Below are 24,218 nucleotides of genomic sequence, written 5' to 3'. Positions count from 1 at the left end.
AGAGGACCTGAGGTCCGACCACAGATACTACGTCCTGTGGTCGGACCACACAAGCTAGGATGGCGGCATGCGTAACCATCAGGTGGTCTCGGTCTGGCTCGAACAGGAACTGGCTGCGGGGCGGCTCGCCATCGGTTCACGCCTGCCCGGAGAGCGCACCATGGCGGAGCATCTGAACATCAGCCGCGCATCCGTGCGGGAAGGAACCCGCGTCCTCGAGGCACTCGGCGTCGTACGGGCCGGCGTCGGTTCCGGTCCGCAGGCGGGCACGATCATCACGGGCAACCCGGCACTCGCCCTGGACGCCGCGCTGAGGCTCCACGTGGCAAGTGCGCACCTGCCCATCAAGGACATCGTCGAGACACGGCTCCTGCTCGAGACATGGTGCGTGGAGCACGCCTCGCGGGATTCTCCTGCCCTCGAGCGGGCCGCGGCGCTCCTCGACGAGATGGACAGGCACCACGACGGACCCGCCGGGTTCCTCGAGCGCGATGCCCTTTTCCACGTCGCGCTCGCAGAGGCCGCGGGCAATGTGCTGATCGGGGCCATGATGGGATCACTTCGAGGGTCGATCGCCGACTACACCCAGCGCCTGACCGCGGGCCTGCCCGTCTGGACCACCACCTCGGAACGGCTGCGCCGGGAGCACCGCGCTATCCTGGCGGCCGTCGTGGGAGGCCAGGGAGCTCACGCGGCACACCTGGTGAGGGACCATATCGAGGGGTTCTACCGCGAGTCGGGTATCCACAGGCATTCCGACAGCGCTTGACAGCCTGCCGGGCTTTCTAATATGACGCAGGTCACCTAAACTGCACCTACTGGTCGAGCAGACGGCCGTGGACCCACCGGACGTGGAGCTAACCATGGAACGCCTGCCGCAGATGCTCGACCATCCCACCGCACGCAAGGACGAGCCCTCGCCGCCCTGGAACGGGCGGTCCAGGCACCTCGCCCCGGTGCGCCAGTCGCAGGATCTGGACTTCCCCGCAGACTTCACGGACGTCAGCACGCGTGAGCTACGCCTGCTGTGCAACCGCACCTACGAGCAGCTGGACACGGACCACCCGGCCCTCGAGACCCGGGAGCAGTACGAGGCCCTGGTCGAGGAGCTCGAGCGCCGTGAACGCCAGGCCGAACGGCGCGGGACCGATGTGGCTGCCCGCGAGACGTTCCGCGACAACGCACTCTTCTCCCGGTTCGAGCTCTTCCGCGATGGCGTCATGGCCGGGTACATGCAGTACGAAATGCGCGGAAGCCACGTGCTCCTGCTGCACTCCGTCATCGATCCTCGGTTCCGCCGCATGGGACTCGAGCCCGTCCTGATGCAGGCGGTCCTCCTCAACGCGCACCGCCGTCGGCTCGCCGTCGTGCCCTACTGCCCCGAGGCACAAAATTTCCTGGCCGCCCATCCGCAGTACCTCTCGCTCATCCCAGCGGCGCAGCGCCGCCGCTTCGCCCGCCTTCTGGCCTCCCGAGCCGACCACGCGGGGCGCGACGCCTGATGGCGTCGGTCGAGGCGCTGGCAGAGGCGTTCAGCCGGCTGCCCGAACTTGTCCGGACCGCCGTCGAGGGCCTCGACGCGCATCAGCTCTCCCTGCGCCCGGGCGGCTCGGCGAACTCGATCGCGTGGCTGATCTGGCACCTGACGCGCGTCGAGGACAGCCACCTCGCGGACGCGTTCGGCCGTGACGAGCTGTGGCTGACGGGCGGGTACGCCGACCGGTGGGGACTTGAACTGGACCGGACGGATACTGGGTACGGGCACTCGTCCGCTCAGGTCGACTCCGTGAAGGTCGCCTCGGCCGAACAGTTGCTCGACTACTTCGATGCCGTCCATGACCTTTCGCAGGGCCTCGTCGCGGGCCTCAGCGACGCGGACCTCGGCAGGGTGGTGGATGAGCGGTGGGATCCTCCGGTCACGCTGCTGGTCCGGCTCGTGAGCGTGGTCGACGACGCGGTCCAGCACGCAGGCCAGGCCGCCTACGCGCGGGGGATTATCCTTGCCGGAGGTCAGCCGAGTCCGGTCTGACGGAGGGTGATGTTGAGCCGGCCCTCGAAGCCGATGCCGGTCGGGGCCGTTCCCGGCAGCGTCCTGAGGACCCCGTGGTAAGCGAAGCGGGAAGGTCCTCCGAAGACGAAGAGATCGCCCGAGGCGAGTTCGACGTCCTGCCAGGGGCGGTTACGGTTCTCCGTGTTGCCGAAGCGGAAGGTGCATGCCGTGCCGAGGCTGAGGGACACCACGGGAGCGTTGACGCGCTCCTCCCGGTCCTGGTGCATGCCCATCTTCGCGGCGTCGTCGTAATAGTTGATGAGCGCGGCATCGGGTTCGTACCGCGAGCCCTCGTCCGGTCCGTAGGCGGCTTCCACGGCCTCGCGGCCCAGGTCACCCAGCACGTCCGGGAAGGGTGCGACGGCGGCGCCTCCGACGTCGTCGGCCGTGCGGCTGTACCGGTAGGGGAGCCAGTGCCAGCCCAGGCTGACGCTCCTCACGGACATGACGCCGCCGTTCGGCATCTTCACGGCGCGCATCGGCACGGGGCCGCTCGCCCACGAGCGGCAGAGCCCCACCAGTTCGCGCTGCCGTCCGGCGTCGAGCCAGCCCGGAAGATGCACGGCACCGGGCGCCAGTTCCCGGCGGGGGCGTGGAATCAGAGCATCGAATGCCTCGGTCACACCACTATTGTGCTCCGCACCCGGTGCTGCCGGCATCGGGTGCGCCTCCCTCACCAGTCCTGCTGCTCGGCCCGGACGAGCTGCCATAGAACCCACGCCCTTCATTGATCCTTTCCTCGGTCTCCGCGTGGGACCCGGTTGAGGCTGACAGGGAAGACTCGGAGGAGAAGCACCGCGCCTGCTGGGGGTGGCGGTGCTGCATCCAGCCAGGCGCTCCAGGAGAAGCCGCCGGGGCCGAGGTCTCGAGAGAAACGAACCATGATGACGATGACGCACAGTGCCGCCCACACCCGCAGCCCGGACCCGGACGGGACCGGGCCGGAGGCGCCCTACGCGTCCAAGGGCAAGCTCGACCGCATCGTCGGTCTCGTGATCGTCGGTTTGGTCACTGCCGCCGCCGCTCTGCTATGGGTTGCCGTCGCGGCGAACGGACCCGATTCCACGATCACCGAACCGAACGACGCCGTCATCGGCCTGTGGAGCGTCCTCTACAGTTCCGACGCTCCGGAGGTGAGCATCATCCTCGCCGCCATCGCCCTGGCGCTCCTGGCAGGCACCGGACTCGCCCTGGTGGAGCGGCGCATCACCACCACGTCCCGCCGATCCATGAACCCCGGCCACCAGCCCCCAAAGTCGTCATGGGCGCCAACCATGGCGGGTTCGCAGGCGAGGTAACGGTCACCGTCCTCATCCCCGCCCATAACGAAGAGGCCTCCCTCCCGCAGACCATCGCGTCGCTCAAGAGCCAGTCGCACCGGCCCGATCGCATCATCGTCGTCGCCGACAACTGCACGGATGCCACCATCCGTCTGGCACACGAAGCCGGCGATCCTTGCCGTGTTCGTCGCCATCAACACGGTCATCTACGCCTCCTTGGCGCTTGTGAACATCCTGCCGAAGATCTATCCGACCCACTGGATCACCAGCCGGAACCGTCGGACCGAGACCCGGAGAATCTACCCCGGGAACCAGGCGGAGGGAGCGGGCTGTGCAGGAGATAGTTAGAGAGGTATATTGCTCATTTAGTTAGCTATTTTCTGCCGGAGGTCTTCATGCACCTGTTCCAGCGTCTTCCTCACCCCGTCCGGCTTCGGACCGTGACCCGGTGACGTCCGGGACATCCGCCATATCCGCAACCCCCGCGTTCGGGGGAAGCCAGGAGGCAGACAACGCGCTGGTGGTGCTCCTCGCCCGTATCGCCCAGGCGGACACGGCTGCTTTTGCGGAGCTGTACAGGCTGGCAGCACCCCGTGTACTCGGGCTCGTCCGGAGGGTCGTCGCGGATCCGGTGATGAGCGAGGAGGTGGCGCAGGAGATCTTCCTGGAGCTCTGGTCGAAGGCCGCATCCTTCGATCCCGACCAGGACAGCGCGCCGACCTGGATCCTCTCGATCGCGCGACGGAAAGCCATCGATCGGGTCCGTTCGGTGATGTCGCCGGTCGAAGCGGCCGGCGCCAGGGCGCGTCCCGACTCCGCAGCCGGCCCTACACCGGTGGTGCAGGACGTCCTCGACCATCACGGGGCCAGGCAACTCGCCACCCCTCTGGGCGGCCTTCAGCCACTGCAGCGGGAGGCCCTCGATCTCGCCTACTTCGGCGGGCTGACCTATGACGAGACGGCGCGGCAGCTCGGAACCGCAACAGGGACGGTCAGAAGCCGGATCCGCGAGGGCGTCATGAGCCTGCGAACCGATCGTTCGCCTGCCTGATCGGACGCCCAGCCTGGGAACCGACAACCGAGGGGTGCGTCAGGGGCGTGGCATCTTCTCGCCGGCCTCGACGGCGGCCCCGATGACGTTCCCGTCCACGGGCGCCGGGCACGTGCCGAACGGCGTGAACGCGCTCGGATAATTGACCGTCCTGTTGAAATCGAGGATCACAGTGCCATCCCGGCGCGGTCGGCGCACGGTCACCTTGCGCCAGGGGGCCGTCGAGACGCCGTTGGTGGCATCGTGGAAGGTGATGGCGAGGGTCCCGGTGTTCTCCTGCGAGGCGCGCAGCCGAAAGTCGCCGTCCTCACCCGGAAGCCGGAACACGACGTCGCCGACCGAGCGGTGCGTTCCGGGTACCTCGGGGTGGGCCGTGCCGATGCGCTCGTCGACCGGTTCGTCGTAGGGCTCGAATCGCCCTTCCACCACGAGGTCGGGCCGGTACTCGAAGGCAGGCACGCCCGTGAACCCGGTGAGGGTGGGCGCTTCGGCGTCCCTGGTCCGGATGACATAACGGCCTGCACGACGAGCGAGCTCCACCACGATGCGGCGTCCATCCGGCCCGTCGGAGGCGACCCAGGACAGCGATTCCTCGTCGTCGAGCGTCGCCGTGACGGTGCCGTCTATCGAACGGCCGTTCGTCAGGTCCGTGAGCGCGTGGGCGGCTCGGGCAGTCACGCGGGCGGTCCCATCCGTCTCCGACCAGAGCCCGGGGACCAGTTCGACCCCTGAGGGAGCATCGGCAAGCCACTGGAAGGAGGTCAGCGTCAACCAGCCGTGCGACTCCGCCAGCGCCGCCTCACGAGCTTCCCGGAAGCGCAGCCACTCTTCCTCTGCCGTTCGCGTGGTGGTGCTCATCATGACCTCCTGGTCCGTCGGATCCTGCACCCCCTCCAACCCGCGCCGCGCGCTCGGCATTCCCGGAACTAGCAAGGCCGTGTCGATCCGTCCACCCGGCCCGGCGACGTCGGGTCGGAGTGCCGGTCGGCGCTTCGTCTGCCACGATGAAGGATCGACGCGGCCATGGTGCATCGCCAATCCACGATGGCGCCGGTGCCACGGGAAGCCCTCCCATGGGTGCAGCAGGAGGAGACGGACATGACACACGGACCGGGCGCAGCAAGCGGGCTCACGGAGGAGCGGGAAGCAGGTTCTTCCGCCGACGAAGCCCCCAGCGCGCCGCCGGCCGTCCCGGTGCCGACGCCGCATGCCGAGGGCGAGAATCACGTGCTCCTGCCGCACCCGGACCAGCCGACGTGGCGGGAGGACTACCCGTACGACGTCCGGATGACGGAGCGCGAGTACCAGAAGGCGAAGCGCGCACTGCAGATCGAGCTGCTCAAGATGCAGGGGTGGGTCAGGGAGAACCGTGCGAAGGTGGCGGTTCTGTTCGAGGGGCGGGATGCGGCGGGCAAGGGTGGGACCATCAAGCGGTTCACGGAGAACCTCAATCCGCGCGGTGCAAGGATCGTGGCGCTGGACAAGCCGAGCGAGCGCGAACAGACGCAGTGGTACTTCCAGCGATACGTGTCCGTGCTTCCGTCGGGCGGCGAGATCGTGCTGTTCGACAGGTCCTGGTACAACCGCGCCGGCGTCGAACGCGTCATGGGCTTCTGCACGCCCACCGAGTACCTCGAGTTCATGCGCCAGGCTCCGGAACTGGAGCGGATGCTCGTTCGCAGTGACACCCACCTCATCAAGTTCTGGTTCTCGGTGTCGCGCGAGGAGCAGCGGCGCCGCTTCGCCCAGCGCCACACGGACCCGGTGCGGCGCTGGAAACTGAGTCCCATGGACCTGCAGTCACTCGACAAGTGGGACGAGTACACGGAAGCGAAGGAGGCCATGTTCTTCTACACGAACACGGCCGATGCTCCATGGACGGTCGTCAAGAGCAACGACAAGAAGCGGGCGCGGATCGAAGCCCTGCGGTATGTCCTGTCCGTCCTCGACTACGACGAGAAGGACCACGGCGTCGTTGGCACACCGGATCCGCTGATCGTCGGAACCGGTCCGACGTCGCATCTCTTCGATGCGGAGCGCCAGACCGGCAGCCTCTTCCCGACCCTCTAGGCCGTCGTCCGCGGACCGGCCGCCGGGTCCCTCACCCGTGCGTCACCGGCGACCCTGCCCGATCAGGTGCTGTAGCCCGCCGATGCGCTGATACCCGCGAGGAAGAGGACGAAGAAGAGGACGACTGCGAGGACCGCCAGGACGTTGAGGATGGTGACGATCCAGCCGAGGACCTTGCCGGCCGTTGCCTGCACGCCGAAGCTCTCCGCCTTCGATGCCTGCCAGATCGCAAGCGGCCCGAGGACGAATCCGGCCACGAAGAACCCCACCAGCCCGAGGATGAGGGAGAGTTGCGCCGCCTTCTCACCCTCCATCGACTGGTAGGACGGCTGATAGAAGCCCGGTTGGTAGCCGCCCGATGCGTACGGCTGCTGGTACGGCTGCTGATACGGAGGGAGGGGCTGGGTGGAAGGACGTTCGCTCGGGTAGGGATCCTGGGACATCGTGCTTCTCCTGCTCGGCTGGGCGGGTGCCCCGGAGCTGCTGCTCCAGGGCACCATCATCCCGCGTCCTCCCCGTTACCGCACGCCCGGACGTGCGGTCGGCGCTAGGAGTCGCTCTTCAGCAGGGCGTGCCGCGGGCTGTCGGGGTTCATCAGCGAGTGCTTCCGGCCGTAGAAGAAGTACAGGGCGAGGCCGATCAGGAGCCAGATGCCGAACCGTACCCACGTCTCCCAGTCCAGTTGCAGCATAAGGAACAGCGACGCGAGGACGCCGAAGGCGGGGACGACCGGCATCAGCGGAAGCCGGAAGGTGCGGGGGACCTCGGGCCGCGTCCGGCGCAGCACGATCACCGCGATGCAGACGACGACGAATGCCGCGAGGATGCCGATGTTGGTGAGGTCCGCGACGGCGCGGATGGGGAAGACCCCGGCGAGCAGAGCCGAGGCGATACCTGCGATCCAGGTGACCCGCTGAGGCGTGCCGTTCTTGTCCGTCGTGGAGAACCAGGCCGGGAGGAGTCCGTCGCGGCTCATCGAGAACCAGACGCGGGTCACGCCGAGGAGGAAGGTGAGCATGACGGTGAGGATGGAGATCACCGCGAAGGCCGAGATGATGGTCGCGACGACCGGGAGGCCCACGGACTGGAACGCCGACGCGAAGCCGGCCGTGGGGCTGATGTCCTGGTAGTTCTGCATGCCGGTGAGGACGAGGGTCGCGAGGACGTACAGCACCATGGCGATCAGGAGGGACAGGAGGATGGCCTTCGGCATGTGCTTCTTGCCGTCCGTCGCCTCCTCCGCCGCGGTGCTCATCGCGTCGTAACCGAAGACCGCGAAGAAGACGGTAGCGGCTCCCGTGAAGACGGCGCCGAAGCCCGACGGCAGGAACGGCGAGTAGTTCTCGGCGTTCACGTAGAAGAAACCGAGGCCGACGATCCCGAGGATGAGGAGGATCTTGAGGCCCACGGCGATGAGCTCGAACCGGCCGAAGGTCTTGGTGCCGCGGCTGAGAATGAAGGTGATGAGCAGGCACACCACGATCGCGGGCACGTTGATCAGGCCGCCCTCGATGGTGTCCGGGGTCCCCTGCATCCAGGTGGGCACGGTGACGCCGATGCCGGACATGAACTCGGTGAAGTACCCCGAGATGCCGATGGCGACGACCGCCACGATGGCGATGTACTCGAGCAGGAGGTCCCACCCGATGAACCACCCGATGATCTCGCCGAGCGCTACGTAGCCGTAGGTGTACGCGGAGCCCGCGCGGGGGATCATTCCGGCGAATTCGGCATAGGACAGGGCGGCTGCGGCACTCGCGAGCCCTGCGACGAGGAACGAGATCAGGACGGCCGGACCGACCGGGGTTCCGTCCTCGCCGCCGTTCGCCACGAGGCCGGCAAGGGTGAAGATTCCCACACCGATGATGCCGCCGACGCCGATCGCGGTCAGTTGCCACAGGCCCAGGCTCTTGAACAGGCCGGAGCGGCCCGTCTCGTCCTCGACATTATCGATGGGTTTCCGCCGTAGCACCGATTGCGAGCCCTGCGACCCTGAGTTCTCCGACATCGTCGTCCGTTCCTAGGAGGGAAGTGCTTTCTGCACCCAGCAAGTATGAAGGCGTCGATGGGTCAGGGGAAGTTCGCGGTCCCGAAGGAAAATCATTGATTCTGCTTACCTGTTCGTCGACGGTACGCGGGGCGAACAAGCCGAGCAGATGGCGTCGAGCCCGTCCGGCGGCTCAGGCGCGTGTCTCCCGCAGCACCGCCCGGTGCAGGCGGAACGTCAGGAAGAGTCGGTGGGCGGTGATGACGACGGCCAGCCATGCGATCCCGAGCGTCCAGGCGACCAGCACATCCGTGAGCCAGTGGTGGCCGAGGTACACCCGGCTGAGGCCCATGGTGACGGCGAAGAGGATGGCCACGATGATGGTGATCCCCCGCGCGCGCCGACGGTTCTGCCGCACCACGAGCAGGTAGGCGACGATCCCGGCGATCACGATGGCGTTGAGGGAATGCCCACTGGGGAACGAGGGCGACGACTCGTAGGGAGGTACGGCGAGCCCGATCGGGGGACGCAGGCGTCCGATGGCGTCCTTGCCCGCAACCGTCATGAGCAGGGAGCCGAAGGCGGCTGCCGGGAGCAGGATCACGGGTGTCCAGGATCGACGGCGCACGGCGAGCAGCACCATGATCGAGATGGCGAGCACGGGCATGCCGATCGGGCCACCGATGTTGGTGTAGCCCGTGATGAAGGCGTTGAACCAATCCTCGCGGAGCGAGACCGCGAGATCCAGGGCCGGTTGGTCCAGGGCCGCGACCCCGTTGCGCTCGACCACGGATTCGTAGACCTCGGCCGAGGCCGCCGTCAGGGCCGCGGCGACCCCGCCGCCCACGGCGATGAGGAGCAGGAGCGCTGCGTGCGGGCCGATCCACCGAGCGAGCGGACGGACGCACCGGACGAGGAACCGACCGACCGGCGACGACCATCGAGTGAGGTCGCGTGGTCCTACGTACTGGTCCTGATGCGCTGGCATCCATCGACTCTATGCCGCAGGAGACAGGATCGGCATCACGGCTGGTAGGCCCCGAGCCGGTTTGCGCGATCGCCGCCGATGAGTATCGCTGGTCCTGCTCCGCGTCCTCCCCGGCTGCGGGCCGTCACACCCCCGGGCTAGGCTGACGGCATGAGCGATCCAGTCCTGATCCGCGACATCGTCCGCGGCGTTCCCGTCTTCCCCGACGAGATGCCGCCCTTCGACCCGGCCACGGCGCCCAGCTCCCCGATCGACCTCTTCGTCGAATGGCTGCAGCGGGCGGTGGAGGATGGCGTCGCCGCTCCTCATGCCGTGAACCTCTCCACGGTGGGCGAGGACGGGCTACCGGATTCCCGGGTGGTGATCCTCAAGGATCTGACGAAGGACGGCTTCCAGATCGCCTCGAGCATGGACAGCCCCAAGGGCAGGCAACTCACCGCGAACCCGTCGGCCGCCCTGACCTTCTTCTGGCCCGCCGCCGGCCGCCAGGTGCGGATCCGGGGCGCGGTGTCCACCGGCGGTACCGAGGAGAACCGTGCCGATTTCCAGCGGAGGCACCCCGTGGCCCGCGCGCTCGTACTGGCCGGCAGCCAGAGCTCCGTGATGCCGGGCCGCAAGGAGCTCGATGCGGCGGTCGACGACCAGGTGCGACGCATCGAGGCCACGGAAGGGCTCGCTTCGACCACGTGGACGGTCTTCACCGTGGCTCCGGACGCCGTCGAGTTCTGGCAGGCGGACCAGGACCGGCGCCACACCCGCCTGCTCTACACCCGCTTCGGTGAGGGCTGGCGCCAGGAGATGCTCTGGCCGTAGGGCTTCCTACTGCCGGAGGGTGCCCTCGACGGGCTCCCCGACCCGCACACGCAGCTTGTGGACGAAGTCCAGCTTGGCGACGACGGCGGGAGCGGTGTCCACCGTGTCGCAGATGTGCAGGTAATGGGCGAAGGTTTCCGCGAAGTCCTCGTACGGGTGCATCGTGGCGTACATGGAGATGTGCTCCTTCTCCCAGCCCTCCGGAGCGCCCTCGTCGTAGTGCCCTTGATGGCGTCCAGGAGAAGCGTCGCATGAGGATTCTGGAATTCTGGGCGGGGAGTGGGAGGTGTAGCCGGGTCAGCCGAAGAAGACGATGCGGATCAGCGCGGCGGTGCCGATCACGAGGATGGTGGCGCGCAGGGCGAGCGGGGAGAGCTTCCGCCCCACCCTGGCGCCGAGGAAGCCGCCCAGCGTCGCGCCGACGGCGATGATGAGGACGAGCGCCCAGTTGATCGAGTCCCACGCGAACAGCATGAACGTCACGGCGGCGACTCCGTTGACGGCTGTGGTGAGCACGTTCTTGATGGCGTTGATCCGCTGGAGGCTCTCGATGGTCACCATGCTCATCAAGCCGACGATCAGGATGCCCTGCGCTGCGCCGAAGTAACCCTCATAGACACCGAGGACGCCGATTCCGGCCAGGAGGAGCAGCGCCCGACGGCGCGACGGCCGGGCATCGGGAGCGGTGTCGCCGGCCTTGGCTGCGGCAGCCCGCTGGACCCGGGGAGCCAGCGCCACCATCGCGAGGCCGATGATGATCAGCACGGGCACGATGGCCTGGAAGGCCTCCGCGGGCAGGATCAGCAGCAGGAATGCCCCGCCCAGACCACCGAGGACCGACAGGGGGAGCAGCCGCAGGAGGAGCCGCTTGTTCGCGGCGATCTCGCGGCGGTAGCCCCATGAGCCGGACAGGCCACCGCCGACGAGCCCGATGTTGTTCGAGATGTTCGCGACGATCGGTGGGTAGCCGAAGAGCAGCAGGGTCGGGAACGTCACGAGCGTTCCGGAGCCCACCACGACGTTGATCATGCCCGCCCAGAAGCCGGCGGCGAGGATGACGGCGATCTGGAGCAAGCGGGCAGAGTCCTTCCTGGTTACGTCGGTGCGTCCCGCGCGCCCGGTGGAAGGACGTCAGGACGTCGCGGCACCCGGGCGGGACGTCGCCACGCCAAGGATATGCCGGGAAGCGTGTCAGCCTGAATGCTGATGGCCGTCAGGCATCCTCGCGGTTCGGGCTCTCAAGGATGAAGAAGGTCGACTGGTTGCCGTCCTTGCGCTGCTCCTGGTAGATGAAATTCAACTGGCGTTCGTCGAACGTCCTGAACCACTCGTCCCAGCTCACGTGCCGCAGCTTGTCCGTCTCGCCGGTGAAGTCGAGCCGGAGTACGCCGAGGTGGTCGCCGTGTTCGGTCCCGTCGACCGTCGCCGGCCGCCCGCCGCGCGTTTCCGCCCACTGCTTGATGACCTCGTGATGGGTGGTGGCCAGGCTGCGTCCCTCGCGCTCGGGATCCTCATCGGGCGAGGTGATCTCCTGCGAGTACTTGAGGGACTTCGAGGTGTCCGGTCCCGTCCGGATCTTTCCGTCGTCGGGCCCTGCACCGACGTCGTCGGAAGACTCGTCCAGCTCGTCTCCCGAGCCTTCCTCCGCTTCGACGATCGCCTCGACGAGCTCGTCCTTGCGCATCCCGGACGTGCCCGAGACACCATCCTCCTTCGCCTGGTCGCGGAGTTCGGGAACCTTCCTGCCTCGGAGGTCGTCCTCGCCTGAATCCGGGGTGTCGGGGGTCTGATTGCCGGTTGCGTCCGCCATGATCGTCTTCCTTCCGGTCGATGTTCCAGCCGCTACCGGAGATATCCGTCCGACCGTGAACTAAGCGTGCTTACTACCTTCCCCACGGCTGCGGACGCTGTCAAGGAATTCCGGAAGTAAGGAGGGCCGCGCTCAGTGCCCGAACTGGTCCGAGTCGACGATCTCCGCCTCGCCCGACTCCAGCATGTAGAGCTGGGCGAGCTCGGCACCGGAGAGCTCGAAATCGAAGATGTCGAGGTTCTGGGCGAGGCGCTCAGGATGTGAGGACTTCGGGATCGCGACCATTCCCTGCTGCACGTGCCACCGCAGTACTACCTGGGCAGTGGTCCGGCCGTGTGCCTTCGCGATAGCGACGACACCGGGCTCGTCGAGCAGTCCGCTGCCTTGACCCAAGGGGCTCCACGACTGGGTGACGATGCCGTGCTCGTTGTGGAAGGCGCGCTCCTCGATGCGGGGGCGCTGGGGGTCGAGTTGGATCTGGTTCACATCGGGCACGATCCCGGCGTCGATGACCTGCTGGAGGTGGGACGGCTTGTAGTTCGACGTGCCTATCGCGCGCACGAGACCCTGTTCCATCAGAGCGGCAATACCCTGCACGGCCTCGACGTGGTGGCCCTGTTCGGGATTCGGCCAGTGGACGAGGAGCAGATCGATGTAGTCCAGTCCGAGCAGGCGGCTACTCGTCTCGAAGGCGCGCCGCACGCCGTCAACGCTGTGGTGCTCGCTGTTGAACTTCGTGGTGATGAACAGTTCCTCGCGATCGATCCCGGAGCGGCGGATGCCCTCGCCCACTCCCTTCTCGTTGCGGTAGTTCTCAGCCGTGTCGATCAGGCGGTATCCCGTTCCGATGGCAAGGCTGACGGTCTCCGCCGCCTGGTCGTCGTCGAGCGGCCAGGTGCCGAGGCCGAGGAGGGGGAGGTGGGCGCCGCCTCGCAGTTGGACGGTGGGGGCGACTGCCATGGGGGAACTCCTGCTCGCGGGGTGGTATCAGCCCAAGACTGTCCCGCCCGCGACGGTGGCGTCAACACGACCGACACCCTGGTCCCCATCTGCGGGGAATGAGCCGCTGTAGGTAGCCCGGGCTGCGCACGCGGGTAGGCCCGCGGCGAGGAGGTCGTCGAGGAGCTCGTTGAGGGCCTGGGCAAGGCAGTTCCGTTCCTCGCGGGGGAGCGGGGCGAGCCCGTGGAGGTAGGCGTCGACCTCGAGTTCGTCGAAGGAGCCGCCGGAATTGAGGTAGTGCAGGTGCACCTCGCGAAGAGTCAGGAACGACGTCGTCATGGCCGTGTAGGCGGTCTCGAATTGCACAGGAATCTCCTCGGACGCAGGTCTGCACGGGCAAGGGGGCCAAGTGCTCACGTCACGGTAGCCCGTAGCCCATCAAGCCCTCCTGAGGGGGACATCAAGATTCGATCAAGCGGGCAAGGGGGGGTGTGGACCCATGCGTCGGGGAATTGGTAAGGGTACTTGTTTGCACATGCGGAGAGATTGAGCCTATAGTTCCAGCAGGGCCTAGCAGCGGGCCATCGAACCACCATCGTGGAGCTGACCATGGAAACTTCCTCTTTCGTCGATTACCGTCCGCAGTCCGTGCAGCTCGCTGAGCCGGAGCAGTTCGGATGGCGCGCCCCTGAGCAGGTCCCGCCGAGCCCCGCGCCCCGCGCGGAGGATGCGGACTTCCCCGAAGACCTCACCGTCGTCTCCACCCGCCAGTTGCGGGTCCTCTGTAACCAGACCTATCGCCTGCTCGACCGGGACTTCCCGCCCATGGATGCGCTGCACCAGTACGAGTTGCTGGTGGAGGAGATCGAGCGGCGCGAGGTGCAGGCGGAGGCCCGTACCGAACCCGCACGCACCCGCAGCGGATTCCGGGACAATTCCCTCTTCTCCCGGTTCGAGCTCTTCAGCGACGGCACCATGGTGGGTCACGTGAAGTACGAGATGAAGGGGCCGCACGCGGTCCTGATCCAGGCCGTCGTCGACCCGCGGTTCGACGCCATCGACGTGGAACCGGCCCTCATCCGCCAGGTACTCCTCAACGCCCACCGGCGCCGCATCGCCGTCGTGCCCTACTGCCCGCGGGTGCGTGAGTTCCTGACCGAATTCCCGCAGTACCGCACCCTCCTGCCGGCGGACCAGCGCAGGCGGCTCGAGGCCACGCTGCGCGCGGCGGGCGACGACTAGGAACCACCGCCCGACGGCACGGCGACCAGGAACTGGTTGCGCTTCGTGACGAAATCGCCCGGGTCCCGGCCGGAGCAGGATTCGCTCCGCCACCGACCCGAGGACACTTCCGCTGAGCGTGTAGCGCCGGGACCCGCCGTCAGCGTGCCCGTCAGGCGCGGACGAGCATCTTGCCGGTGTTCGCGCCGTTCATCATGTCCAGGAAGGCGCCGACGGCGTTGCCGATCCCGTCCACCACTGTCTCGTCGAAGACAACGCTGCCATCGGCCAGCCAACCCGTCATCTTCCCGGCGAACTCGGGCTGCAGGTCCTGGTGCTGCGCGACGATGAACCCCTCCAGCTTCAGCGAGCGCGTGACGAGGTTCGCCATGTTGTCGGGACCGGGCGAGCGCTCGGTGCTGTTGTACTGGGAGATCGCACCGCACAGGGCCGCCCGGCCTCCGGTGTTGAGGCGATCGAGGGCTGCCTCCAGGTGGTCGCCGCCCACATTGTCGAAGTAGACGTCGATGCCGTCGGGTGTGGCCGCGCGCAGTTGCCTGCGGACGGGGGCGTCCCTGTAGTTGAAGGCCTCGTCGTAGCCGTACTTCTCCTTGAGCAGCGACACCTTCTCCGCGGAACCGGCTGAACCGATGACGCGGGAGGCGCCGAGCTTGCGGGCGAGCTGTCCCGCCATGGAGCCGACGGCGCCGGCAGCGCCAGAGATGAACACCACATCGCCCTCCCTGAGACCGGCTACGCGCTTGAGGCCGGCGTAGGCGGTGAGGCCGGTCATGCCGGCAGCTCCGAGGAAGACGGAGAGGGAGAGGCCCGTGTCCGGCAGGGCGGTGAACTGCGCCGCCGGGCCCTGGGCGAGGTCACGCCAACCGAGCCCGTGGAGGACTGCCGTGCCGACGGGGAGGACGTCCGAGGTGGACTCCACCACCCGGCCCACGGCCCCGCCCGTCATGGTCTCGTTCAGGCCGAACGGCTGGATGTAGGACTTCGATTCGTTCATGCGTCCACGCATGTACGGGTCCACGGACACGAACTTGTTGCGGACCCGCACCTCGTCGGGTCCGAGGTCGGGGAGGTCCACCGTCACCGTGGCGAAGTCCTCCTCGGTCGGCGTGCCGACCGGACGCCTGATGAGCTGGATCTGCGTACTGGCGGTCATGATTGCTCCTCGTGCTGGATAGCTTCCTGGTGGCGGCAACCGATGATCCGCAGGAATTGTTCCGTTCAGAGGGCGCGGGACAACCGTTCGCGGAGTTCGACGGCGGCCTCCGGGACAGAAGCGGGCTGCGGCGCGCGGCCCCATAGCCAGAGGAGCATTGGCTCGGCGTCGGCGCGCACCATTGCCTGCTCGTTCGCCGCTGCATGCCGATCCACGACAGCGCGCGTCGCGTCGAGTCGGATGTCCCAGGAGTCTCCGCCGGTCTCGAGCCGGAGTGTCGTGCCGCTCGCCGCCGGGTCCGGCCTGCCGCGCCGGAGCATCACGGTCAGCACCTCGTCGATGCCGTCCAGTGCCAGGTCGGCGTCCATGGACGTGACCGGACCACCTGCGGCATCCTCGAGGTCGAAGCGGTGGATCGACGTCTCGTGGGTCAGGCGGCGGATCCAGAAACCGACGGTCTGGTCCTCCGGAACCCAGGTCTCCGCTCGATCCTCGGGCTCGTGGCTGTCGAACTGCTCGACGAGGCGGGCATAGCAGTGGGCGAGGAGCGCCTGGGGAGGAAGGCTGCCCACGCTGACCGGAGGCCACCCGTGGCTAGGCCTCTCGCCCGTCCTGATGGTCTCCGCCTTGTGCAGGAAGACGATCGCCGTGTGCCTTACGAGGTCCTCACCGTTCCAGCCGGGGCACGCCGGCACCGGCCGGTCGAGGGTGGGGTGCACGAGGTCCGCGAGGGTGCGGTAGTCCTGGTCCAACAGCTCCCGGTACCGGCCGAAGGGAAGGGCGTGCGGGGAGGGTTGGTTCATCCACCGAGTGTAGGCGCGGTGGTGAGGGCCAGCTATGTTACCGCCGAGTAATATAGCGCCATGCACCTGATCATCCGTACAATACTGCTGCTGCTCAGATCCCGTAGGCGCTCGGCCCTCAGCATCTGGGACCCGAGCAGCATCGGGCTGCGGGTTCTCCTCACGGACATCGATATCGCGATGCACATGAACAACGGGATGTACTTCTCGGTCTTCGATCTCGGGCGGTTCGACCTCATGGTGCGCAGCGGTGTCTGGCGGCAGATGCGCCGGCGAGGGTGGAGCCCGGTAGCGGCCGGGGAGACCATCAGCTTCCGCAAGTCCCTGCAACTCGGGCAGCGGTACACCGTCGAGACGCGCATCATCGGCCTGGACGAACGCGCCATCTACTTCGAGCAGCGGGCCGTCGTCGACGGCGAGATCCACGCACGCGCCTACATCGCCACCCGCCTCGTGTCCAAGGCGGGCCCGGTGGGCAATGACGAAATCATCAGGGCGTTCGGGCCGCCACCCGCGGACATGGTGCTTCCGGAATGGCTGCACGCATGGCGGCTGGACACCTCCCTCCCCAGTACACGCAGGCCCGCTCCTCACGCGTGGTGATCGGCGAGCCGCCGGTCTCGTGACCAGGCTCGCCGGTTCAGGAGCCGGACGGCGCCTTCGCCCGGCCACGCACCAGCCGCTGCGCGCCGTACAGGGCAAGGCCGACCGCGAGGAGGATTCCGGTGCGGAGCCAGATCTCGGCGGTCTGCTGCGTGAGCAGGAGGACGCAGGACGCGATCGCCAGGTACGGGACGACCACCGGAATGCGGAAATGCTTGTGCTCCACCGTGTCCTTCTTGAGGACGATCACGGCGATGTTGGTGCTGAGGAACACGAACAGCAGGAGCAGGACGACCGTCTGGGACAGTGATTCGAGCCCGCCGGTGAGGGTTAGCGTCATGGCCACGAGGGTCGTCGCGACGATTGCCACCCACGGGGTGCGGCGGTGGGGCAGGACGCGGCCGAAGACCGAGGGGAAGAGCCCCTGCTCGGCCATGCCGTAGGTGAGGCGGCTGGACATGATCATGGTCAGGAGTGCGCCGTTGGCCACCGCGATGAGGGCCACGAGGCTGAACAGCCAGGCCGGGATGCCTGCACCGGTGGCGGCCACGACATCGAGCAACGGGGAGCTCGAGCCCGCGAGGTCATCCGGAGCGAGCGCCGCGGAGGAGGCGAGGCCGATCAGGAGGTAGACGACGCCGGCGGTCAACAGAGCACCGAAGAGCGCCTTCGGGTACACGCGGCTGACGTCCTTGACCTCTTCGGCCACATTGGCCGATACCTCGAAACCGACAAAGGAGTAATAGGCGATCAGCGAGGCGGCCAGGACGGCGGAGGCGGCACCGACCCCTGGTGGGAACTCGTTGACGCGCGAGATGTCCCCGTTGCCGCCGGCCACGAAGATTCCGACGACGACGATCACCAGGACCAGCCCGGAGACCTCGATGACGGTCATGACCACGTTGCTGCGCACCGATTCCTTGATGCCACGCATGTTGAGCAGTGCCAGGAGCACGAGGAAGACGAGAGCCGCGGGGACCGCGGGTACATCGACGAACGTGGTCAGGTAACCGCCAGCGAAGGCCTGCGCCAGCCCGGCGGCACTCGTGACTCCCGCTGCCAGCATGCAGAACCCGACGAGGAACGAGATGAACGGCTTCCTGAAGGCCCGTTCGGCGAAGACCGCTGCACCGCCGGCCTTCGGATACTTCGTGACGAGTTCGGCGTAGGAGCCGGCGGTCAGGAGGGCCAGCGCCAAAGCCACCATGAGCGGCATCCAGATGGCGCCGCCCACCTCCGCGGAGATCACCCCGACCAGTGCATAGACACCGGCACCGAGGACGTCGCCGAGGATGAAGAGATACAGCAGCGGGCCCGAGATGCCCCGCCGGAGTTTGGTGTCGGTGTGCTGTTGCGTGCTGGTCATGAGCGCAAGTGTAAGGGAATTAGTAAGCCTGCTGGTTGTTCTGTGCTGCACAGTACCGTTCGTCGCGCCAGAAATACCGCCGATCGTGGTCCGGTCACCGAACGCTGTGACGCACAGCATAATTGCCCTCATAAACAATGGCCGGGGGGCGGCCACTCATGCTCACAGAAGGGTTATCGATGAGTTGGCTTGACCGCGACCACACCATCGCGCCACCGGGGTTCAACCGATGGCTCATTCCACCGGCGGCACTCGCCGTCCACCTCTGCATCGGGCAGGCCTATGCGACGAGCGTCTACAAGACGGCGCTGACGGCCCACTTCGACGCAACGCTGACGCAGATCGGCATCATCTTCTCGACCGCGATCGTGATGCTCGGCCTCAGTGCCGCCGTCCTCGGCACCTGGGTGGACCACAACGGTCCCCGCAAGGCAATGTTCACCTCGGCCCTCTTCTGGACCTCCGGTTTCCTGGTCGGAGCGCTTGGCATCTTCACGAATCAGCTGTGGCTCGTCTACCTCGGCTACGGCTTCATCGGCGGCATCGGCCTGGGCATCGGATATATCTCCCCCGTGTCCACGCTCATCAAATGGTTCCCCGACCGTCCAGGCCTGGCTACGGGCATGGCCATCATGGGGTTCGGCGGAGGAGCGCTCATCGCGAGTCCGCTGTCCACTCAACTGCTCCGCATGTATGACCCGAACTCAGGGGCCGAAGGCTGGGTAGCCAGCGGCGACGCCGTGGGGAAGTTGTTCCTGACCCTCGCCGTCCTGTACTTCATCTACATGATGTTCGGCGCCTTCACCATCAAGGTGCCCGCCGACGGCTGGAAGCCGGACGGCTTCGATCCCTCGCAGCTGAAGTCCAAGCCGCTCGTCACGACCGACAACGTCTCCGCAGCGAACGCGATCAAGACCCGCCAGTTCTGGCTCGTCTGGATCGTCCTGTTCTGCAACGTCACGGCCGGCATCGGCATCCTGGAGCAGGCCTCACCGATGATCCAGGACTTTTTCCGCGGCGCTGACGGGACGACGGCCGTGACCGTCGCCGTCGCCGGCGGGTTCGTCGGACTGCTCTCGATCGGCAACATGGGTGGACGCTTCGTCTGGTCGACGACGTCGGACATCATCGGCCGCAAGCGCATCTACATGGTGTACCTCGGCGTCGGTGCTGCCCTCTACCTGGTGCTTGCCCTGGTCGGATCCTCCACGACACTGCTCTTCGTGGTGCTGGCCTTCGTCATCATCTCCTTCTACGGTGGCGGCTTCGCCACCGTGCCGGCGTACCTTCGCGACCTCTTCGGGACCTACGAGGTCGGAGCGATCCATGGTCGGCTCCTCACCGCCTGGTCGGCAGCGGGCATCGCCGGACCCCTGATCGTGAATGCGTTCCTCGACTCGCAGGGCACCCCCGGCGAGTTGACCGCCGGCGCCTACCAGCCCGCACTCCTCACCATGGTGGGCCTCCTGATCGTCGGCTTCATCGCCAACCTGCTCATCAAGCCTGTCGACCCCCGCTTCCATGAGCCGGTCAGGGACGCGCAACGAGAATCAGTAAGGGAGGCCTGACATGACACGAGCACGAATCGCCGTCGTCTGGGCACTCGTCGGAGTGCCGCTCGCCTACGGGGTCTTCCAGACCCTCACCCGCGTCGCTGCCCTGTTCGGCGGTTGACGAGGAGCGCCCGTATGCCCGCGGTGGGGCATTCAGCCCCACCGCGGCGGCAGGGCGATGACTGGCCCCGGGGCTTAACGCCTGCTCGAGGGGAAGGACCACCGGGGTAGGACGCATGAACAGTACGAGCATGCAGCAAGTGGACGCGATCGGGCGGGGAGAGCTGCCGTCGCTGGAGCAGGTGCGCGACGACGTCTGGGCGCTCGCGCAGGCGATGCCCGGTGGGCATCTCGCCTACTCCTTCACCTACCTGCTCCGGGAAAGGGATGGCGGCGTCCACGTCGTCGACCCCGGCTGGGACTCCGATGTGAACTGGAATCGGCTGGTCGCGGCTCTCGCCGTCGTCGCACCGGGTACGACGGGAGCCGACGTCGTCACCGGTATCACAGGTACGCACCTGCACCCCGACCATGTGGGGATGGCGGCGCGGCTGCGCCGGGAGTCCGGCGCTGAGCTGGGGATGCACGCGGTGGAACGACGGGCACTGGAGAAGCACAGCCACCGGCTCCTGGATCTGGACGAGGCCCTCGGACGGCTCGAGGCCTGGGGCGTTCCCGAGCAGCGGCGGCACGAGCTCGTCCAGTATGTGGACCGGTCGCCCGAGGGGCTCGTGCTGGCGGTCGACCACGAGCTTTCGGACGGTGATGTCCTGCCGGTACCCGGATTCGGTATCACCGTGGTGTCCACGCCGGGCCACACCGCAGGACATATCTGCCTGCGCGACGACGACCGCCGCCTCATCCTCACCGGGGACCACGTCCTGCCGACCGTGTTCCCGGGCCTGGGCCTCGGGGGAGTGACGTCGTCGAACCCACTGGCTGACTACGTGGCATCCATCGATCTTCTCCACCCCTTCGACGGGTACGAGGTACTGCCCGGGCACGGCTACCGGTTCTCGGGCCTCGCGGATCGGGCCGCCGAGTGCGCGGACCACCAGTTGAAGCGCGCACGTGAGGTGGCGGTGATCCTGGGGGATGCCGTCTCCGAGCAACCAACGGTATGGGAACTCGCTTCGCGCATGACCTGGACCGCGGGCTGGGACGGCCTGCACGGCTTCCAGCTCCTGTCGGCACTGAGCCAGACGGAGATGCACCGCGACTTCGTCCACACCAACGGTGCACCCGCGCGCTGACATACTCGGACTTTTCCGGGAATTGGGTTCCTGCTTGCCCCGGGCATCTATACGCTTCCCCCATGGAGACAGCGAAGGGTCCCGACGGCGCCGAGTTCGAGCATGCCATCGAAGTGCTCGAAGAGCAGACGAGCGTGCTGTGGCGCCGCGAGCGCACCACCTCCCACGCGCTCGCGAAGACCGTGCATCCCGAGATGGAGCCCGCTGCCTACGGGATCCTGACCCTCCTGCAGAGGGAGGGATCGCTGCGGGCAACGGATATCGCCCTGAGCATCGGTGTGGGCAAACCATCCGTCAGCCGCCAGCTCGCCGCGCTCGAGCGGCTGGGCCTCGTCAACCGGCAGCTCGATCCGTTCGACGCCCGTTCGCAACGCGTCCTGCTGACGAGCCTCGGTGAGCAGCAACTCGCGGCCGCGCAGACGGGTCGACGCATCGCCTTCACCGCACTGATGGGCAGCTGGAGACCCGAGGACCTGAAGAGTCTCGGAGCGCTGATTGCGCGGCTCAACAGCACCTACAGGAAAGACACCTGGTAGCGGCTCAGTCGTCGCTCCACCCGCGGCCCTCACGAAATCCGCCGACGCGCAGTCCGGACCCTGCCTCCAGGAAATCGCCGGGGTCGTCGAAGAGCTCCCCCGCATCCGCCTTGCTGTGCAGGAGGAGCTGCTCCGCCTCGGTCCGGGCATCCTCGAGTGATCCCGCCGCGATCCGGCTGCGGGCGGGCAGGGCGTCGATGTGGACCACCCGCTCGGCGGTTTCGCCGGCCGGCACCGTGGAGCCGTCATTGGCGTCGTCGACCGGTACCTCTGCTCCGCCGCTCTCTGCAGGGACGAGGTACTCGAGGAAATAAGCCATGATCCACGGTGGCACCGTCGGGGGAGGCACCGCCAGCCTGGCGCGCGCCTGCGAAGCCCTTGTGGGTGGACACATGGACTGCTACCCGTCCACGTATCGGGTGGCGATGCGGCTCATCCGCGGACCCCGGGTCAAACAGGACAGCGGGCCGAGGACCGGATGCGGAGGCCGCTGATACACGCCTAGATTGGAACCATGGCCAACACGACGCACCCCGAAGAATCCGACCCGGTGACACCCACGCCCCTCGAGCAGCTCGCCGAGGCGCACCGGGTCGGCACGAGCTTCAAGGGCTGGGACGGTCAGCCGGCCAAGGTCTCTCCCGAGACGCTCGTGACCGTTCTCGCGGCCCTCGGCGTAGATGCGTCGTCGGACGCCGCTATAGACCGGGCCCTGGAGGATGCCGAGGCCGGCCCCTGGCGATCCGTGCTGCCCGCCGTCGTCGTCGTGCGCCAGAGTGATACCGATGCCGTTCCGCTGCACGTACCGGTGGATGCGGATGCGGAGGTGTGGGCCGTCGATGAGGATGGGGTCCGCTATACGGGAACGGTGGCCCGTGCAACCGGTACGCGCCGAGTCGACGGGCAGGACGTCGAGCGACGCGAGGCCGCCCTGCCCCACGCCCTGCCCCTCGGCTGGCACACCCTCCATGCGCGCGTGGACGGACAAGAGACGTCCTGCGCCCTCGTGGTGACCCCGGATCGCCTGAGCACCACGGCCGCGCTGATGCATCAACGCACCTGGGGCCTCATGGCTCAGCTCTACTCCGTCCGTTCCTCCGGTTCATGGGGAATCGGCGACCTCGCCGACCTCGGCCTGATCGCCCAGGCGGCCGCAGGGCACGGTGGAGGCTTCGTGCTGGTGAATCCACTGCATGCCGCCGAGCCGGTGCCCCCCGTGGAGCCGTCACCGTACCTGCCCACGACCCGGCGCTACTTCCATCCGCTCTACCTCCGCATCGAGGACATCCCCGAGTACGCCCGGCTCGGCGACGCCGCCCGCAACCGGATCGCCGAACTCGCCGCAGGCTTCGCCGCGGCCAATACCCAGACCGACCTGCTGGACCGGAACTCGTCCTACGCGGCGAAGCTGGAAGCGCTGGAACTGGTCCACGCCGTCAAGCGGCCGGAACAGCGCCAGCACGACTTCGACGCCTACCGCGCCCACCAGGGCCAGGGGCTGGCCGACTTCGCGCTGTGGTCGGCGCTCGCCGAGACGCTCGAGCCCGGCGCTCCGGAGTGGAACGACGTCGGACGGCCGGGTTCGGCCGGTGCACGAGCCTTCGCGGAGCAGCACGCCGCTCGCATCGAATTCCACGAGTGGCTGCAGTGGCTCGTCGACGAGCAACTGCAGGAGGCGCAGCTCGAAGCCACGGGTGCGGGCATGTCGATCGGCGTGGTGCATGACCTCGCCGTCGGCGTGCATCCGAGCGGCGCCGATGCCTGGGCGCTGCAGGACGTCCTGGCCGCCGGTATCAGCGTCGGGGCTCCGCCGGACATGTTCAACCAGCACGGCCAGGACTGGAGCCAGCCACCGTGGCATCCGGAGCGTCTCGCCGAAGCAGGATATACACCGTTCCGGGACATGCTCCGCAACATCCTGCGGCATGCGGGTGGTATCCGGGTGGACCACATTCTCGGGCTGTTCCGCCTGTGGTGGATCCCGCAGGGCCAGGAGCCCGGGGCCGGCGCATACGTCTACTACGACCACAAGGCCCTGATCGGCATTCTGGCGCTCGAGGCGGAGCGCGCCCGGGCCATCGTGGTCGGCGAGGACCTCGGCGTGTTCGAGCCCGGCGTGCAGGAGTACCTGGGGGAGCGCGGGATCCTCGGCACCTCGATCCTCTGGTTCGAGCAGGACGAGGACGGGCCGCTGCCTCCCGAGTCCTACCGCAAGGGCTGTCTGACGACGGTGACCGTCCACGACCTTCCGCCGAGCGCGGGCTACCTCGCGGGCGAACACGTGAAGCTGCGGGACAGGCTGGGCCTCCTCAGCCGGCCTGCGGATGAGGAGCAGGCGGAGGATCGCGCGGCCCAGGAGAAGTTCATCTCCCTCCTGCGCGAGCGGAACCTGCTCACGAAGGGGGAAGCAAGCGTGCAGGAGACCGTGGAGGCGCTGCACGCCTTCATCGCGGAGACGCCGTCCGTCCTCCTGGGCGTCGCTCTCGCCGACGCGGTAGGAGAGCGGCGCACCCAGAATCAACCCGGCACCAACGACGAGTACCCGAACTGGCAGATACCCCTGGCCGACGCCGACGGCAGGGCAGTCCTGGTCGAGGACCTCACGGGGAGCGAGCGCTTCGCCTCCCTCGTCGCAGCCCTCGGTATTTCGCCCCCTGGCAAGCAACCCAACGGTCCGCTCACCTGACCGCTGACCGCAAGCGAAATCTCGCTCCGCATCAG

General features: G+C 67.5%; 29 protein-coding genes. 15 read left to right on the top strand and 14 right to left on the bottom strand.

The annotated features are described in order from the left end of the window. Nucleotides 1–67: 67 nt before the first annotated feature. From D6T63_RS03130 to D6T63_RS03120, 3 genes are all read left to right on the top strand, one after another. Nucleotides 68–769, top strand: a complete 702-nt coding sequence (locus D6T63_RS03130; protein WP_120147522.1) for a FadR/GntR family transcriptional regulator — start codon at nucleotides 68–70, stop codon at nucleotides 767–769. Between the two features lie 94 nt (nucleotides 770–863). Then, nucleotides 864–1,502, top strand: coding sequence for a GNAT family N-acetyltransferase (locus D6T63_RS03125; protein ID WP_120147521.1), 639 nt, complete (start codon nucleotides 864–866; stop codon nucleotides 1,500–1,502). Next, nucleotides 1,502–2,029: a mycothiol transferase gene (locus D6T63_RS03120; protein WP_120147520.1), complete on the top strand. Its 528-nt coding sequence runs from the start codon at nucleotides 1,502–1,504 to the stop codon at nucleotides 2,027–2,029. The genes D6T63_RS03125 and D6T63_RS03120 overlap by 1 nt, the downstream gene beginning before the upstream one ends. Here D6T63_RS03120 and D6T63_RS03115 read toward each other — a convergent pair. Further along, nucleotides 2,011–2,673 carry an alpha-ketoglutarate-dependent dioxygenase AlkB family protein gene (locus D6T63_RS03115; protein WP_235830512.1) on the bottom strand — a complete coding sequence of 221 codons (663 nt, stop codon included), beginning with the start codon at nucleotides 2,671–2,673 and terminating at the stop codon, nucleotides 2,011–2,013. The two genes, D6T63_RS03120 and D6T63_RS03115, sit on opposite strands and share 19 nt — an antisense overlap. Before the next feature lie 267 nt (nucleotides 2,674–2,940). Here D6T63_RS03115 and D6T63_RS03110 point away from each other — a divergent pair, with 267 nt between their 5' ends. The 3 genes from D6T63_RS03110 to D6T63_RS03100 all read left to right on the top strand — a co-directional run bounded on the left by D6T63_RS03110 (nucleotide 2,941) and on the right by D6T63_RS03100 (nucleotide 4,381). Beyond that, nucleotides 2,941–3,348 carry a hypothetical protein gene (locus D6T63_RS03110; RefSeq protein ID WP_147394292.1) on the top strand — a complete coding sequence of 136 codons (408 nt, stop codon included), beginning with the start codon at nucleotides 2,941–2,943 and terminating at the stop codon, nucleotides 3,346–3,348. Then, the gene (locus D6T63_RS03105) at nucleotides 3,312–3,674 is read left to right on the top strand and encodes a glycosyltransferase (RefSeq protein ID WP_120147517.1); all 363 of its coding nucleotides are present in this window, start codon (nucleotides 3,312–3,314) and stop codon (nucleotides 3,672–3,674) included. Before D6T63_RS03110 ends, D6T63_RS03105 begins: the two co-directional genes overlap by 37 nt. A gap of 104 nt (nucleotides 3,675–3,778) precedes the next feature. Further along, nucleotides 3,779–4,381 carry a sigma-70 family RNA polymerase sigma factor gene (locus D6T63_RS03100; protein WP_220725865.1) on the top strand — a complete coding sequence of 201 codons (603 nt, stop codon included), beginning with the start codon at nucleotides 3,779–3,781 and terminating at the stop codon, nucleotides 4,379–4,381. A 39-nt stretch (nucleotides 4,382–4,420) separates the two neighbouring features. Here the strand turns inward: D6T63_RS03100 and D6T63_RS03095 are convergent, their stop codons facing one another. Continuing rightward, nucleotides 4,421–5,239 (bottom strand): DUF1684 domain-containing protein, encoded by an 819-nt coding sequence (locus D6T63_RS03095; protein ID WP_120147607.1) that lies wholly within the window; start codon nucleotides 5,237–5,239, stop codon nucleotides 4,421–4,423. 240 nt (nucleotides 5,240–5,479) lie between these two features. On the opposite strand from D6T63_RS03095, the gene ppk2 reads away from it, so the two are divergent. After that, entirely contained in the window at nucleotides 5,480–6,451 is a 972-nt protein-coding gene (ppk2, locus tag D6T63_RS03090; RefSeq protein WP_120147606.1) for a polyphosphate kinase 2, read from the top strand. A 62-nt stretch (nucleotides 6,452–6,513) separates the two neighbouring features. Here the strand turns inward: ppk2 and D6T63_RS03085 are convergent, their stop codons facing one another. The 3 genes from D6T63_RS03085 to D6T63_RS03075 form a co-directional block, all read right to left on the bottom strand. Continuing rightward, nucleotides 6,514–6,894 (bottom strand): DUF4870 domain-containing protein, encoded by a 381-nt coding sequence (locus D6T63_RS03085; protein WP_120147516.1) that lies wholly within the window; start codon nucleotides 6,892–6,894, stop codon nucleotides 6,514–6,516. 104 nt (nucleotides 6,895–6,998) lie between these two features. Then, nucleotides 6,999–8,459 (bottom strand): amino acid permease, encoded by a 1,461-nt coding sequence (locus D6T63_RS03080; protein ID WP_120147515.1) that lies wholly within the window; start codon nucleotides 8,457–8,459, stop codon nucleotides 6,999–7,001. A gap of 172 nt (nucleotides 8,460–8,631) precedes the next feature. After that, entirely contained in the window at nucleotides 8,632–9,426 is a 795-nt protein-coding gene (locus D6T63_RS03075; RefSeq protein ID WP_120147514.1) for a phosphatase PAP2 family protein, read from the bottom strand. A 150-nt stretch (nucleotides 9,427–9,576) separates the two neighbouring features. Between D6T63_RS03075 and D6T63_RS03070 the strand changes: the two genes are divergently transcribed. After that, nucleotides 9,577–10,239 (top strand): pyridoxine/pyridoxamine 5'-phosphate oxidase, encoded by a 663-nt coding sequence (locus D6T63_RS03070; RefSeq protein ID WP_220725864.1) that lies wholly within the window; start codon nucleotides 9,577–9,579, stop codon nucleotides 10,237–10,239. A 6-nt stretch (nucleotides 10,240–10,245) separates the two neighbouring features. Here the strand turns inward: D6T63_RS03070 and D6T63_RS19985 are convergent, their stop codons facing one another. From D6T63_RS19985 to D6T63_RS03045, 5 genes are all read right to left on the bottom strand, one after another. Further along, nucleotides 10,246–10,506 (bottom strand): putative zinc-binding metallopeptidase, encoded by a 261-nt coding sequence (locus D6T63_RS19985; RefSeq protein ID WP_120147513.1) that lies wholly within the window; start codon nucleotides 10,504–10,506, stop codon nucleotides 10,246–10,248. Between the two features lie 30 nt (nucleotides 10,507–10,536). Continuing rightward, on the bottom strand, nucleotides 10,537–11,313 hold the full coding sequence (locus tag D6T63_RS03060) for a sulfite exporter TauE/SafE family protein (RefSeq protein ID WP_235830510.1): 777 nt from the start codon (nucleotides 11,311–11,313) through the stop codon (nucleotides 10,537–10,539). 139 nt (nucleotides 11,314–11,452) lie between these two features. Further along, nucleotides 11,453–12,049: a Rho termination factor N-terminal domain-containing protein gene (locus tag D6T63_RS03055; protein WP_120147512.1), complete on the bottom strand. Its 597-nt coding sequence runs from the start codon at nucleotides 12,047–12,049 to the stop codon at nucleotides 11,453–11,455. A 132-nt stretch (nucleotides 12,050–12,181) separates the two neighbouring features. Then, a complete protein-coding gene (locus D6T63_RS03050; RefSeq protein ID WP_120147511.1) occupies nucleotides 12,182–13,009 on the bottom strand; it encodes an aldo/keto reductase in 828 nt (275 codons plus the stop codon). Nucleotides 13,010–13,036: 27 nt separating this feature from the next. After that, nucleotides 13,037–13,354 (bottom strand): hypothetical protein, encoded by a 318-nt coding sequence (locus tag D6T63_RS03045; RefSeq protein WP_120147510.1) that lies wholly within the window; start codon nucleotides 13,352–13,354, stop codon nucleotides 13,037–13,039. 243 nt (nucleotides 13,355–13,597) lie between these two features. Here D6T63_RS03045 and D6T63_RS03040 point away from each other — a divergent pair, with 243 nt between their 5' ends. Then, complete coding sequence (locus D6T63_RS03040) at nucleotides 13,598–14,230, top strand: GNAT family N-acetyltransferase (RefSeq protein WP_120147509.1); 633 nt, start codon at nucleotides 13,598–13,600, stop codon at nucleotides 14,228–14,230. A gap of 151 nt (nucleotides 14,231–14,381) precedes the next feature. On the opposite strand, the gene D6T63_RS03035 is transcribed toward D6T63_RS03040, so the two are convergent. Together D6T63_RS03035 and D6T63_RS03030 are read right to left on the bottom strand one after the other, a co-directional pair. Continuing rightward, on the bottom strand, nucleotides 14,382–15,383 hold the full coding sequence (locus D6T63_RS03035; RefSeq protein WP_120147508.1) for an NADP-dependent oxidoreductase: 1,002 nt from the start codon (nucleotides 15,381–15,383) through the stop codon (nucleotides 14,382–14,384). A gap of 65 nt (nucleotides 15,384–15,448) precedes the next feature. After that, the gene (locus D6T63_RS03030) at nucleotides 15,449–16,186 is read right to left on the bottom strand and encodes a maleylpyruvate isomerase family mycothiol-dependent enzyme (RefSeq protein WP_120147507.1); all 738 of its coding nucleotides are present in this window, start codon (nucleotides 16,184–16,186) and stop codon (nucleotides 15,449–15,451) included. A gap of 60 nt (nucleotides 16,187–16,246) precedes the next feature. Here D6T63_RS03030 and D6T63_RS03025 point away from each other — a divergent pair, with 60 nt between their 5' ends. Continuing rightward, the gene (locus tag D6T63_RS03025) at nucleotides 16,247–16,789 is read left to right on the top strand and encodes an acyl-CoA thioesterase (protein ID WP_120147506.1); all 543 of its coding nucleotides are present in this window, start codon (nucleotides 16,247–16,249) and stop codon (nucleotides 16,787–16,789) included. A gap of 37 nt (nucleotides 16,790–16,826) precedes the next feature. Here D6T63_RS03025 and D6T63_RS03020 read toward each other — a convergent pair whose 3' ends face one another. Beyond that, on the bottom strand, nucleotides 16,827–18,155 hold the full coding sequence (locus D6T63_RS03020; RefSeq protein ID WP_120147505.1) for an APC family permease: 1,329 nt from the start codon (nucleotides 18,153–18,155) through the stop codon (nucleotides 16,827–16,829). A gap of 179 nt (nucleotides 18,156–18,334) precedes the next feature. On the opposite strand from D6T63_RS03020, the gene D6T63_RS03015 reads away from it, so the two are divergent. The 4 genes from D6T63_RS03015 (at nucleotide 18,335) to D6T63_RS03005 (ending at nucleotide 21,497) form a co-directional block, all read left to right on the top strand. Then, the gene (locus D6T63_RS03015; RefSeq protein ID WP_120147504.1) at nucleotides 18,335–19,723 is read left to right on the top strand and encodes an OFA family MFS transporter; all 1,389 of its coding nucleotides are present in this window, start codon (nucleotides 18,335–18,337) and stop codon (nucleotides 19,721–19,723) included. A gap of 1 nt (nucleotide 19,724) precedes the next feature. Then, entirely contained in the window at nucleotides 19,725–19,829 is a 105-nt protein-coding gene (locus tag D6T63_RS20305; protein WP_442784662.1) for an MFS transporter small subunit, read from the top strand. Nucleotides 19,830–19,959: 130 nt separating this feature from the next. Next, nucleotides 19,960–20,961 (top strand): MBL fold metallo-hydrolase, encoded by a 1,002-nt coding sequence (locus D6T63_RS03010; RefSeq protein ID WP_182976852.1) that lies wholly within the window; start codon nucleotides 19,960–19,962, stop codon nucleotides 20,959–20,961. Nucleotides 20,962–21,023: 62 nt separating this feature from the next. Next, a complete protein-coding gene (locus D6T63_RS03005) occupies nucleotides 21,024–21,497 on the top strand; it encodes a MarR family winged helix-turn-helix transcriptional regulator (RefSeq protein WP_120147502.1) in 474 nt (157 codons plus the stop codon). Between the two features lie 4 nt (nucleotides 21,498–21,501). On the opposite strand, the gene D6T63_RS03000 is transcribed toward D6T63_RS03005, so the two are convergent. Next, a complete protein-coding gene (locus D6T63_RS03000) occupies nucleotides 21,502–21,816 on the bottom strand; it encodes a hypothetical protein (RefSeq protein ID WP_120147501.1) in 315 nt (104 codons plus the stop codon). A gap of 195 nt (nucleotides 21,817–22,011) precedes the next feature. Between D6T63_RS03000 and malQ the strand changes: the two genes are divergently transcribed. Continuing rightward, nucleotides 22,012–24,183, top strand: coding sequence for a 4-alpha-glucanotransferase (gene malQ / locus D6T63_RS02995; protein WP_120147500.1), 2,172 nt, complete (start codon nucleotides 22,012–22,014; stop codon nucleotides 24,181–24,183). Nucleotides 24,184–24,218: the final 35 nt, after the last annotated feature.

This window comes from Arthrobacter cheniae, assembly GCF_003602275.1.
GTDB classification, from domain to species: domain Bacteria; phylum Actinomycetota; class Actinomycetes; order Actinomycetales; family Micrococcaceae; genus Arthrobacter_D; species Arthrobacter_D cheniae.
This window is presented reverse-complemented; position numbering and strand designations above follow the sequence as displayed.